Raw genomic sequence first — 11512 nt, 5'->3', positions numbered from 1 at the left:
GGTGTGGGCCAGGACCGCGACCAGACCATTGTGATCCGGGACCTGATCGCGGACTAAACAGCGCAGCACAACGACGGCGGGGCGCGGGCTTGAATGCCCGCGCCCCATTCGCGCTGTTGGCGGCGCGGGAGGATCTGTAGTCCCACAGTGGCGGCGGCGGCTCCGCCCTGTCGCGGGCGCGGCGCCGGGCGTAGCATGCACGTCATGGGGGACGACGACGAACTTCTCCGACGCACGGCCGAGCTTGCGGCCGACTATCTGAGGTCGCTGCCCGACCGACCGGTCAAGTCCGGCTTGGACGTTGCCGCCCTGCGCCGGGAACTGGCGGGCGAACTGCCCCGGCATGGCCAGGACCCGCAGGTTGTCATCGACCACTTGGCCGACGTCGGCGGCCGCGCTGCCGTGGCGATGGCCGGCCCGCGCTACTTCGGTTTCGTGATCGGCGGGGTCCAGCCGGCAGCCCTTGCCGCAGACTGGCTGACCGCCACGTGGGACCAGAACGCCGGACTCTATGTGGCCGGTCCGGCCGCCTCCGTGGTGGAGGAGGCAGTGGGCGCCTGGCTGCTGGACCTGTTCGGCCTGCCGGCGGAGTCAGGCTTCGGGCTGGTCACCGGCTGCCAGATGGCCCACTTCACCTGCCTGGCCGCGGCGCGGACCGCAGTGCTGGAACGTGCCGGCTGGGACGTGGTCAGCGACGGCCTGTTCGGCGCGCCGGAGATCGCCGTCGTGGTGGGGGAGGAAGCCCACAGCACGGTGCTCACGGCCCTGCAGTACCTGGGCCTTGGCCGCCGGCGCATCTACCTGGTGGACACCGATGCCCAGGGCCGGATTACGCTGGATTCGCTGGACGCCGTCCTGGACCGGATACCCGCGCATCTGCCGCTGATCGTCAACCTGCAGGCAGGCAATGTGAACACCGGCTCCTTTGATCCCCTGCGCGCGGCGGTGGAACGGATCCGACGGCGGGGCGGCGCCTGGGTGCATGTGGACGGCGCCTTCGGACTGTGGGCGGCGGCCACACCCGACCGGCGCCATCTGCTGGACGGGGTGGAACTGGCCGACTCCTGGGCCACCGACGCGCACAAGTGGCTCAACGTCCCCTACGACTCCGGGATCGCCATGGTCCGCGACGCCGAGGTGCACCAGCGCGCCATGTCCCCGGCGCATGCTGCCTACCTGGAGTATGGGCAGGAGCGGGACGAAGTCGCCTGGGTGCCGGAGTTCTCACGGCGGGCCCGCGGGTTCCCGGCCTATGCTGCATTGCGGACGCTGGGCCGCGAGGGCGTGGCGGACCTCGTGGAACGCTGCTGCTCGCTGGCCACGCGGATGGCCGACCAGTTGGCCGCTGCCGACGGAGTCGAGGTCCTCAACGACGTGGTGCTCAACCAGGTGCTGGTCCGGTTCACGCCCCAGGACGGCACGGACGCGGATGAATTCACCCGTGAGGTGGTGCATCGGGTCCAGCAAGAGGGAACGCTCTGGCTCTCCGGCACCACCTGGCACGGGAAGGCGGCCATGCGGATCAGCGTGAGCAACTGGTCCACCACCCAGGAGGACGCAGATCGGAGCGTGGAGGCCATCCTGCGCTGCGCCCGGTGATACCGGCGCCCCCGGCCCATTCCTGTTGACGCTGATTCCGGTGGAACGTGCCCCGGCGAGACCCGCCGCCCCCGGCCCATTCCTGTTGACGCTGATTCCGGTGGAACGTGCCCCGGCGAGACCCGCCGCCCCCGGTCCATCGGTGATGACCCGGCCCTCCGCCGTCGTGCCCTGAATGCAACCTTGAGCAGGCCGCCGGCGAGTTGCACTTGGGTAGGCTGGAAGGAAACACGCCGCAAGCACCACGGGAGCGCATCATGAAGATCAGCGTTGGACAGCTCAACCCCAGCGGGGACATGTCGGAGAACCTCCGGACAATGCGCTCGCTCGCGGAAGAAGCCAAGGCCGACGGCGCCGAACTCATCGTCCTCCCGGAAGAATCCATGTTCACCGTGCGGCACGTCCAGGGCGACTTGGCCGCTGCGGTCGACGCCAACTGGACCACCTTCGTGCAGCAGCTGTCTTTCATCGCCGCCGAAGTAGGCATCGCCATCATCGCCGGCGGCTACGAATCCAGCGGGGAGGAGCGCCCGTACAACACGCTGGTGATCGTTGATGCCACCGGCCGGATCGTGGACACCTACCGGAAGCTGCACCTGTACGACGCGTTCTCCTACCAGGAGTCGAAGCGGATCAAACCCGGCGACGAGGGACTCAAGATCGTGCAGTTGGGCGACCTGAACATCGGCGTGCTCACCTGCTACGACCTGCGCTTCCCCGAGCTGGCCCGCGCGCTCGCGTCGCAGGGCGCCGACGTGCTGTGCGTGCCGGCGGCCTGGTTCAAGGGCGACCACAAGATCGAGCACTGGGAAACGCTGCTGCGGGCCCGGGCGATAGAAAACACCTGCTGGGTGGCCGCGGCGGGAACCTCCAGCACCAACACCGTCGGGCATTCGGCCATTTTGGACCCGATGGGCATCCCGAAGAGCTACCTGGACGACGAACCCCGTGGCGTGGTCACCGTGGACGTGACCAGGCGCCGGATCGACGAGGTGCGCGAGTTCCTGCCGGTTCTCAAAAACCGGCGCCTGGCCAGCGACGTGGAGATCGTCCCGGCGCACTGATTTCCAGCGGAATCAGGGGCGGTTGGAATCTCTCGGAAAAAAGTTTCACCACACCCGTAACTTTTCCGTCCCCGGCTGCGATTACGTACATGAGGAAGCCGCGCCAGAGTTTACCCCCCAACAAGCTCTGGCGCGGCTTCTGTCATCCCGCCGCACGGCAGGCCTAGCCGGCGCCCGCCGCACGGTCGGCCTAGCCGGCGCCTGCCGGGCAGGCCGGTAGGATGAGGTCGCCGGAAAGCATGCGACCGAAGGAACCAGCCGTGGACGGGATACTGACAGATCACGATCTGTCGTCCGCCGTCAGCGGTGATGCCGCCGCCTCCAGCCGGATTTACCGGGAGCTGGCACCGAAGGTGCTCGGATACCTCACGGCACGCGGCGTGGAGGATCCGGAAGCCGTCACGCAGGACGTGTTTCTGGCGGTCTTCGGGAAACTCAAGAGCATCACCGGGGGAGTCCAGGGGCTGCGAACCCTGACGTTTTCGATAGCCCACGCCCGGGCCGTGGACGCCGCCCGGCGACGGACCAGCCAGCCGCAATGGGACGAGTACGACCCGGCCGCGGATGTCCGCTCCAGCGGCTCCGCAGAGTCCGTGGCGTTGGAGAGGATGGGTGGTGACGTGCTGCAGTTGCTGAACCGGCTCAACGCCGACCAGCGCGACGTGCTGGCGCTGCGCATCGTGGCGGATCTGCCGATCGAGCGCGTCGCCGACATCATGGAACGCTCCGAGGGATCGGTCAAGCAATTGCAACGCCGGGCGCTGGCCAACCTGAAGAACCTGCTGGCGGATGCGAAGGTGGCGCCATGACCGAGCCGCGCAGTGACGACGACGACTTCCTCGCCGCCCTGTGCGCCGAGGCAGGGGAGGAAGCCTCCCCGGAACTTCTGGCTGCCTTGGCTTCGCTCCGCGAGCTCGGAGCGCTCCCTGCCCCGGAACCCTCCGCCGAGCTGCGTGCCGCGATGACCGGAAAGGTGGTGCCGATCGGGCGCCGCCACCGCGGCACCATCATTGGCGTGGTCGTGGCGGCCTCAATGGGCCTGGGAGCCGGCGCCGTTGCGGCCAACGAAGACCTCCGCGGCCACCTGCACGCAGCGGTGGGCCACGCGGTAGAGGCCGTGTGGCTTGATCCGGCCGAGGAGGCAGCGGCTGCGCCGGACGGGCTTGCCGCGGTGCCGCTCGCGGAGGAGTCCGCCGAGCAGGGAACGGCGTCCCGGGACGCCCTCAGCACTACGGATGACGCCCTCCACCCCGGCAGGGGGAACAAGGACGGCGGTGCCCGCCATTCCGGGCACGGCGGTCCGCACCATGGCCTTGGCCCTCACCCTGCCCCAGGAAGCAACGACGCTGGTGTCCGCCATCCGGGGGACCGGGCACCTCACCCTCGCCTCCACTCAGCCGAGGGAACTGACGAACCCCATGGCCGCCTTTCGGGTGACGCGGCCGACTCCGACGGCGATGGCTGGCCAGGGAGAGACGGCGTCAACGCCGGTGAGAGCAGTGTCGTGGCCCGGGACCCGGGCGAGGCGTTGAAGAAGGCCCGCCCCATGGAGCCACGGCCGGGCTACGAAGGCCCCAGTGCTGTGCGGCCAAAAGCTGTCAGCGAGGACGCGCCAGGCTACCTTCCCTCGCAGCGTTTGGAGGGCAAACACGCGGTACCGGGTCCTTCACCGCAGCATCTCCGCCCGGCGCCTGGCAGCCGCGAGAAAGTCCGGCCAGCCGTCGAGCGCAACGCCCACGAGGCCGATGAAAAGCTCCTCGTTGCCGGTGATGCTGGGGCCGAGATCGATAAGCCCGACCCGACAGAGTAAAAGAGTCCAGGCTCCGGATGTCTCCGAAACCTGGACTCTTTCCTGGTAGAGGGCTTTTACCGTGCGGTCCTGAAGGACCAGTCAGTGGCTGACAGCCGGTTGCCCGAGGCATCCTTGATACTGCTGCTCAGCCGGACCGTGTAGGCGGCGTTCGCGCTCAACGTGCTCGACGGATTCAGTGTTGCCGTCCGGGTCTGCGAGTTGTAGCTGACCTTGGCTGAAACCGTTTTGCCCTTGCTGTCGACCAGCTTGAAGCTGGAGCCGCTCACGCCGGAGACTGCCTTGCTGAACGTCACCGAGACGTTGCCGCTGCGGCTGATCGACGTGGCACCGGCTGCGGGCGTCCGCTTGGACACCGTGGGCCGGCTCTCCGTCGTGAAGCTCCAGCTGGAAGCCGCCAGACGGTTGCCGTTGACATCCGTGATGCCGCTGGTGAGGCTGACCGTGAAGCGCGTGCTGCTCGGCAGGATCGCCTTGGGCTGCAACGTGGCCGTGCGCTTCGCAGCGTCGTAGCTGACGGTCGCCGGTACCAGCGTTCCGGCGGCGGTCTTCAACGTCACCGTGCCGGCGCTGACGCCCCGGACCGGTTCACTGAACGTGACTGCCAGATTACGGTTGGTGGCCGTATTGGCGGCATTCACCCCCGGTGTCCGTCCGGCGATGGCCGGTGCGGCTTCGGTGGTGAAGTTCCAGGTGGTGGCCGTGATCGGGTTACCCGTCAGGTCCGTGATGCCGCTGCTCAGACGCACCGTGTAGGTGCGGCTGGTCAGCAGGTTGGCAGTCGGGTTCAGGGTGGCCGTCCTGGTTGCAGCGTTGTAGCTCAAAGCTGCGGCCACTGACGCACCGGCCGAATCGGTGACCCGGAAGCTGGTGGCGTTGATCCCGGTGACCGGTTCACTGAAGGTGGCCGTGATGTTGCTGTTGGCGGCCACGTTGGTGGCATTCACCGCCGGGGTCCGTCCCGTGATGGTCGGTCCGGCCTCGGTGGTGAAGTTCCAGGTGGTGGCCGTGATCGGGTTACCCGAGAGATCCGTGATGCCGCTGCTCAGACGCACCGTGTAGGTGCGGCTGGTCAGCAGGTTGGCAGTCGGATTCAGAGTGACTGTCCTGGTTGCAGCGTTGTAGCTCAATGCTGCGGCCACTGACGCACCAGCCGAGTTGGTGACCCGGAAGCTGGTGGCGCTGATTCCGGTAACCGGTTTGCTGAAGGTAGCGGTGATGTTGCTGTTGGCGGCCACATTGGTGGCGTTCACCGCCGGGGTCCGTCCGGTGATGGCCGGTGCGGCTTCGGTGGTGAAGTTCCAGGTGGTTGCCGGCAGGGCATTGCCCTGCAGATCCCGGATGCCGGTGGTCAGCTGCACGGTGTAGGTGCGGCTGGTCAGCAGGTTCGAACGCGGGTTGAGGGTGGCCGTCCGGGTTGCCGTGTTGTAGCTGACGACTGCGGCTACGGCCGTGCCGGTCGAGGTGGTGACCTGGAAGGTGGTGCCGTCGACTCCGGTGACCGGTTCGCTGAAGGTAGCGGTGATGTTGCCGCTGGTTGCCACGTTGGTGGCGTTCACCGCCGGGGTCCGTCCAGTCACCGACGGAGCGGGTCCGGTAGTAGTGAACGTCCAGCTGGTCGGAGCGAGGGGGTTGCCCGCCGCATCCCGGATGCCGTTGGTGAACCGAACGGTGTAGACCGTGTCGATCGCCAGGTTGGCCACCGGGTCCAGCGTGGCCGTTCGGGTAACCGGATCGTAGGTGACGGTGGCGGCGGTCGGTGCCGTTGCTCCTGCAGCCGTCAACGTAGCCGTTGTCCCGGAGATCCCTCGGACGGCCTCGTTGAAGGTCGCGGTGATGTTGACCCCGACTGCCACATTGGTTGCCCCGGCAGCAGGAGCGCGGTTCGTCACCGTGGGTGCCGCGGTATCCGTGAGGTCAACGGTCTCGTCAGTGAACCGAAGCCGCTCCACATTGGTGATGGTGTCCGTGCCGTCGTCCCCGGTGCCGCCGGTGTGGGCCACAGTAGTGACTCCATTGGCGGTAGTGATGTCATATTCATCGCGTGCGCCGGAGAAGTTGGCGGTGTCGATATCAGTGGGAGCCGCGCTGTTGAGGATTTCCCGCACGATCACGACGTTGCCCGGGTCAATCCGGCCAGCCATGATGTCGGCCTGAATGCTCTTCAGGGTGGTGACTGATCGGAGTTCTGTGCCCTGGTCGTCTCGGACGCTCAGCCGCACGTTCAGCCACTTGTCTCCGTCGATGACGTCATCCGCGCCGTTGCCCCAAATCTGGTCACTGCCGGAGCCGCCGATGATGATGTTGCCGGCGCCGAAATCGGTAGCGCCTGCGGGCAGCAGATCGGCCAGGCCGGTGATCCGCTTGATCCCCTCAGCATCGAGCACATTGCTGAGGCCGGGCACGGCGACCTCGTTATCGGGATCGGATGGCACGACGTCATCACCGCGCAAAACGTCGTCCTTGTCCCAACCGGAGAGGGCCTCGACCAGCAGGAACCGGTCCTTGAGGGCGTTCGGGCCCTCCACCACGACCATGCGCATGTCGGAATCCGCTGCTTCGACGGACCGTGCGTGGGTCACCCAGTCGAAGCCGTAGACGCCGTGGTTGCGCTCGATACCCGGGCCGGCGACCATGATGTCGTCACCGCCCTCGGCGTCGTAGTCGTCCTCGCCGCTGTCGCCGATCAGGACGTCGTGGCCGGGGTTGTTGATGTCGTCGAAGAACGGTGCGCCGCTGTCGCCTTGGAGCAGGTCGTTGGCGTTGCCGCCTTCCTGCCAGTCATCGCCGCCGCCGCCAAACACCGTGTCCGGGCCGTCGCCGGCAATGACAAGGTCGTCGCCCTCGCCGGCAAACGTCTCGTTACCGTTAAGACCGCCGTTGGAGAAGTCGTCGCCGTCGCCGGACATGATGATGTCCAGTCCGGGACCGGCGTCGATCGCGTCGTTGCCTGGCCCGCCCTTGAGCACGTCGTCCCCGTGGGAGTCGGTGATCCGGTCGTTGCCTGCACCGCCGAGAATGGTGTCGGCGCCGTCGTTTCCTTCGATGATGTCGTTGCCGCCGTTGCCCCAGACGGTGTCGTTGTCGACGCCGCCCCAGATCCGGTCAGTCCCGTCGGCTCCGCCGGCGTCGTCCTTGCCGTTGTAGGTCGCCTGGGCGTTCAAACCCGGACGGTCAACGCTGTTGGAGACGCGGTAGCGGATGGTGCCGTCGGCCATGCGGAGCAGCAGGGCGGATTCGTCGCAGGCGGAGGTTGGATCATCGGCGACGTTGTTGCCCGTGGTGCCGACGATGTTGCCCATCTCGAATTCGCAGTCCGCGACGCCGAAGACATCGGCCTTGAGCGCGGCGGCGTCAGTATTGCGCATCACCAGCTCGGCCATGGAGTTGCCTTCGAGCTGGGTCCGCAGGTTCAGGCCCGACGTGCGGGACAGGTAGTACAACCGGTCTCCGTCCTGCAGGTCCGTCATCTGGCGTTCGAAGATGTAGTTGAAGGTGGAACCGAGCAGCCCGCCGAAGAGATTTTGGGCTTCAGCCAGGCCTCCCACCCACAGATCAACCGTGTCCAGACCGGTCGTGGAGGCGGCACCGTTATTCGCCCACTCGCCGTTGCTGTTCACGAAGTCATAGGCATCGGCCGGTGTTTCCGCCGCGGGGTCGGGGCTCATGTCGAAGAGCTTCTGCGCCGCGGCGCGCTTGGCATCAATGGTCGTCGCCCCGGTGATGCTGGGGTGCTTGCCATAAGCGGCCATGAAGTTGACCACCGAATCCGGGTGCTTCAGCGCCTGCCCGAAGTCCACCCAGCTGCTGTAGGGCTTCAGGGACGACTCGCTCGTCTTTGCGTAGAGATCCTTCCGGAAATTGTTCAGCGACGGAACACCGGTGTCCCGGCCGCGGGCGATGTTGAGCGCAGCCAGGTCCAGGGGCAAGCCCAGAACGCTGTTGCGCAGCGTGTCGGTGACGAACTCGTCGAGTTCAGCGCCCACCTGGTCCGTCATGCCCATGGCAATCGCGCCGGCGGCCTGTTCCGGGGTCATCGTGCTCTCCCCGTTGGCGTAGTAGGCCGGTGGGTTCAGGAACGCGTCCAGCAGCGGGAGGCTGATATCGGCGCCGCTGTTGGTCTTCCGGTCCACTGTGTCCGTCAGCATGGAGTGTCCGAACCGGTAGGTCGCGTGGGCGAACTCCGCCTCGATCGCCGGGTTAATGGCCGTGTCCGACTGGGTGAAGACGTTGAACGGATTGATGCCCGGTTGGATCTTGCGCGCGAAGTCCTCGAAGACGATGTGCTGGTACTCCATCTCCGTGACGAACCGTGCGGCCTGGAAGAGGCGTTCCCCGTTCCATTCACCGTTGGGGAGCTTCCACTCGTTCAGGTCCAGGTTCAGCGACGTGAGCAGTTCCTCCATGTAGGTGACCAGCCGGTTGTGCTCCGAGTGGAAGACCTGGTGGACGGCGGTGAGTCCGATGTTCTCGTTCACACGGCCGTCTCCGGCAATGAAGTGCGCGTTGAGCATTTCGTCGTCGTACGTTCCCGGGTCCTGCCGACCGTTGGCGGGAGTGATGCCGTCATTTTCGTCGGCCGCCAGCGCCGCGCCACGTGAGTCGAACGGTGCCGCGTTGTGGGAAATGTCGTCCAGGAACGCGATGCCGATCCGCTGGACATCCGCCGGCGGCGCAACAGGGCTCTCCAGGTTTCCTTCGACGAACTGTTTGTCCTGAGTGATGTACTGCGGAAGACCGTTGGGACCACGCAGGAAGCGCCCGTACTGGTCGGTGGCCAGCATCGGGATGTCCACGACGTCGGCGTCGGAGAGCTTCAGGCCCAGCTCGGACTCGGCCTGGGCCTTGATGTCCGCCCAGGTGGCCATGCCGCCGGGGCCGCCTTCGAGCAATTCGCCGGTGGAGACCGGGTCGCCGTCGTTGTTGAGCTCGTACTCCCGGAGGAAGACGTGATGGGACGGATTCGAGGAGTACGTCTGGCTCTGGTCAACCCACGGGGAGTCCGTGTTCGTGGCGTCCTGGATATCGTCGGGCGTGCCGAGTTTACCGTCGGGGCCGGGCTGATTCTCCGCCCGGTTGAGCATCATGAAGTTCGTCGGTGAGCCCTCCACGTACAGCGGATCGCCCGGTGCCAGGGGCATCATGACGACGTTGCTGGTCTTCTTGGTGAAGTCGATGCCGTGGTCGAAGAACTGGCCGAACAGGGCAAAGAAGCCGTTGTATGGCGGCGAGAGCCCGAAGTCCGTGGTCACATTCGGGATGTCGAGGGTCTCGCCTTCAGGCACACAGTTCTGGGGCTGGCCATCGGTGTCGCAGGGAACCGCAGTGGGGCCGTCGTTCACTGTCCGATGTGCCTTGCCGGCCGCCGCGATCGCGGCCGGGTTGCTGGACGTCTGATCCACAATGACGTTGCTGATGAAGCGCGGGTCCGCGTCCCGCATCATCGGCACGTTCACCGACTTGTAGGACTGCCCGCCGGAGGTGGTCCGCCATTCCGGGTCGGCCAGTCGCGGGAACGGCAGGCTGGAGGAGCCGTAATGCCCTTGGTTGGGGACCAGGTTGTTATCGGTCCCGTCCACGGTGCGCAACCCGTAGGGCAACAGCGGATTGGCTATTTGGTTCGGTCCGGAGCCGAGGAGCGGCTGGCCCGGTACGGGCTTGCCGTTGGCATCTTCCTTGGTGGCGTGGTTCTCCGCGATTTTGATTTGCTTCAGGATGAACCTCATGTCGCCGGCATTGAGGGTCAGGCCCTGGCCTACCGGCGCTGCCAGCGCCGCTGGGGCGAGGGCGGAGGGCAGCACGCCCGCACCCAAAACCAGCGCAGCCAGTCCGGCCGTGACTTTCTGCGGGACGGATGGCTTCCCCCGTTGGGCACAGTCAGTGCCCCTCCTGTGTTTATGACCGCCTGACTTGTTGAACATGGTGACTCCCCTAGTCGTGTGTTGTGTTGCTGGCCACAGCATCCGCCGACGACCTTGGGGAAATCCTTGAACACCTCTCTTACGGTTTTTTGGGCAGGAAAAAGCCCGCCCCATGCCTCAACTCCACGTGGAAGGCTGAGGACAAGGGGCGGGCTTGTTTGCTGCCGAGGAGCGGGATGGACGGCGCCTCAGGCGGACTCTGCGCTGATGGGCCCGCCCTCCGGCCAGCCGCTCTAAGCGGTCAGCTGCCGCTTGGAGGAAATCACGCCGGTATCGAAGCCGGCCAGGTGCAGGCCGCCGTGGAAGCGGGCGTGCTCGATCTTCACGCAGCGGTCCATCACCACGTTCAGCCCGGCAACCTCGGCCTTGGCCGCGACCTCCTCGTGCCAGGAGCCCAGCTGAAGCCAGATGGTCTTGGCGCCGACGGCCAGCGTTTCCTCCAGCACCGTGGGCAGGTCGTCGTGCTTGCGGAACACGTCCACCAGGTCCGGTACCTCGGGCAGGTCCGCCAGCGACTTGTAGACCGGCTGGCCGAGGATTTCCTTGGCCACCGGATTCACGAAGTAGACCTTGTACGGCGAGCTGGAGAGCAGGTACGTCGAAACGAAATAGCTGGCCCGGCTCGGCTTGTCGGAAGCGCCGACGATGGCGATGGACTTGGTGTTGCGCAGGATGTTCAGACGCTCCGCGGCGGACGGGCCGATCCAGGTGCGTTCTGGTGCAGCGGTCACTTGGCGGCTCCTTCTTCGGCTTCGATCAGTTCTTCCACGGACTCAACTACGCGCGTTCCGGGCTCTGTCCGGGCGGCGCGCGCTGCCGGCATCGTGCAGGACTCGCCGGCATAGCTGGGCGAGGCGAACTCGGAGGTATTGAACGCGTCATCCTCATGGTTACGGCTGGGGCCGTGTTCGGCGCCAGCCTGCTGCGAAGCAGTCAGCGCCTGGTCCAGGTCCCAGAGGATATCGTCTACGTCTTCCAGCCCCACGGAGATGCGGATCAGGTCCTCCGGCACACCGGCGGCCACCAGCTGGTCGGCGGTGAGCTGCTGGTGCGTGGTCGATCCCGGGTGCAGCACCAGGGTGCGGGCGTCGCCGATGTTGGCCAGGTGGCTGGCCAGT

The 11512-nt window shown here is 66.4% G+C and carries 7 protein-coding genes; 4 read left to right on the top strand and 3 right to left on the bottom strand.

Annotation, left to right across the window (positions count from 1 at the left end; translation table 11 throughout):
• Positions 1-204: 204 nt before the first annotated feature.
• The 4 genes from AC5RWT_RS29100 (at position 205) to AC5RWT_RS29085 (ending at position 4473) form a co-directional block, all read left to right on the top strand.
• The gene (locus AC5RWT_RS29100) at positions 205-1599 is read left to right on the top strand and encodes a pyridoxal phosphate-dependent decarboxylase family protein (protein WP_494083235.1); all 1395 of its coding nucleotides are present in this window, start codon (positions 205-207) and stop codon (positions 1597-1599) included.
• Between the two features lie 257 nt (positions 1600-1856).
• Positions 1857-2663 (top strand): carbon-nitrogen hydrolase family protein, encoded by an 807-nt coding sequence (locus AC5RWT_RS29095; RefSeq protein ID WP_494083234.1) that lies wholly within the window; start codon positions 1857-1859, stop codon positions 2661-2663.
• 260 nt (positions 2664-2923) lie between these two features.
• Positions 2924-3472 (top strand): RNA polymerase sigma factor, encoded by a 549-nt coding sequence (locus AC5RWT_RS29090; protein WP_494083233.1) that lies wholly within the window; start codon positions 2924-2926, stop codon positions 3470-3472.
• Positions 3469-4473 (top strand): hypothetical protein, encoded by a 1005-nt coding sequence (locus tag AC5RWT_RS29085; protein WP_494083232.1) that lies wholly within the window; start codon positions 3469-3471, stop codon positions 4471-4473. The genes AC5RWT_RS29090 and AC5RWT_RS29085 overlap by 4 nt, the downstream gene beginning before the upstream one ends.
• Positions 4474-4529: 56 nt before the next feature.
• Here AC5RWT_RS29085 and AC5RWT_RS29080 read toward each other — a convergent pair whose 3' ends face one another.
• The 3 genes from AC5RWT_RS29080 to AC5RWT_RS29070 form a co-directional block, all read right to left on the bottom strand.
• Entirely contained in the window at positions 4530-10394 is a 5865-nt protein-coding gene (locus AC5RWT_RS29080) for an Ig-like domain-containing protein (RefSeq protein ID WP_494083231.1), read from the bottom strand.
• 233 nt (positions 10395-10627) lie between these two features.
• Positions 10628-11125, bottom strand: coding sequence for a CoA-binding protein (locus AC5RWT_RS29075; RefSeq protein ID WP_494083230.1), 498 nt, complete (start codon positions 11123-11125; stop codon positions 10628-10630).
• A partial coding sequence (locus tag AC5RWT_RS29070; RefSeq protein WP_494083229.1) for a PLP-dependent transferase occupies positions 11122-11512 on the bottom strand: 391 nt, incomplete at its 5' end. The genes AC5RWT_RS29070 and AC5RWT_RS29075, both read right to left, overlap by 4 nt.

This window comes from Arthrobacter sp. Dra40 (assembly GCF_059091905.1).
The sequence above is the reverse complement of the archived record's forward strand: the minus strand, read 5'-3'. Positions and strand labels throughout refer to the sequence as shown.

What these genes read in the sequence shown, in the direction of transcription:
- AC5RWT_RS29095 (WP_494083234.1), top strand. Translation starts at nt 1,857, where the DNA reads ATGAAGATCAGCGTTGGACAGCTCAACCCCAGCGGGGACATGTCGGAG.
- AC5RWT_RS29100 (WP_494083235.1), top strand. Translation starts at nt 205, where the DNA reads ATGGGGGACGACGACGAACTTCTCCGACGCACGGCCGAGCTTGCGGCC.
- AC5RWT_RS29085 (WP_494083232.1), top strand. Translation starts at nt 3,469, where the DNA reads ATGACCGAGCCGCGCAGTGACGACGACGACTTCCTCGCCGCCCTGTGC.
- AC5RWT_RS29080 (WP_494083231.1), bottom strand. Translation starts at nt 10,394, where the DNA reads ATGTTCAACAAGTCAGGCGGTCATAAACACAGGAGGGGCACTGACTGT.